Origin of the sequence: Photobacterium frigidiphilum (genome assembly GCF_003025615.1) — a bacterium.
Classification (GTDB): domain Bacteria; phylum Pseudomonadota; class Gammaproteobacteria; order Enterobacterales; family Vibrionaceae; genus Photobacterium; species Photobacterium frigidiphilum.
Genome location: NZ_PYMJ01000124.1, coordinates 1 through 989, shown reverse-complemented (window position 1 = coordinate 989; position 989 = coordinate 1). Strand labels below are relative to the sequence as shown.

Below are 989 nucleotides of genomic sequence, written 5' to 3'. Positions count from 1 at the left end.
ATTTTAAGAAGCATACCTACGCGCTAAATAACTATCGGGAGTATAATCAGGCTCTCAGGCAACGCGGGCGGTTCGACATTTGGATCTCTGAAGATATCATCAGTAATTGGCAACACGACGATCGCGTCTATGACGGTACCGGCTCTTCCGTTAAGTATCCTAACAGCACTATCGAAGCCTGCCACTACATCAGATTGGTGTATAAGCTTCCGCTACGTCAAACTCAGGGGTTCATTGAAAACTTACTGATGAAGCTCGGCATGGATAACCTTCAATACCCTGATTATACGTTGTTATCAAAGCGGCTGAAGCAACTTAATCTTACGGTGCCACGATTTAGAAAGCATGAGAAACCAGATGACAAAATTGCAGCGATAGCCATTGATTCAACGGGACTCAAGCGGTTCGGGAAGGATGAATGGCATCAAGAAAAACATAAGGTTAATGCAAAACGCAGTTGGCGAAAGGCGCACTTTGCTGTTGATGAGGGCCACTTCATTCAAGGTGCTGTCCTTACTGATAAAAACACCATGGATGATCAGGTTGTCGGGACGTTATGTCAGTCCATCATCACGGATATCGAGCACGTAAGTGCCGACAAAATGTATGATACCAATGCGGTGTACCAGACATTAGAGGATCATTTCCCGGATGCTGAGATTGTTATACCGCCGAAAGACAATACGTTTGCCGATGAGGCTCATCACCCTAAGAGGATGAGCAACCTGATAGGTTGCTTTGCCCTTGGCATTATCGGTTGGCAAAGCCTGCGGCAATACGGAAAAAGGAACGTCTCAGAAACGGCGATGCAACGTTACAAGAAGATAGTAGGTAATACATTACACAGCAGGAAGTTTGAAAATCAGTCAAAGGAAATGTTACTCGGTTGTTCCATTTTAAATCGCTTTACTCATCTCGGAATGCCCAATAGCTACCGACTCGCCTAACCGTATCAAAAGACCACCTAGGTTGAGTAGTGCAACAAAGGG

General features: G+C 45.2%; 1 protein-coding gene. It reads left to right on the top strand.

What is annotated here, in order from left to right; genetic code table 11:
• Positions 1 to 947, top strand: a 947-nt coding sequence (locus tag C9J12_RS30145) for an IS5 family transposase (protein ID WP_107247130.1), incomplete at its 5' end; no start/stop codon positions are given.
• Between the last annotated feature and the right edge of the window lie 42 nt (positions 948 to 989).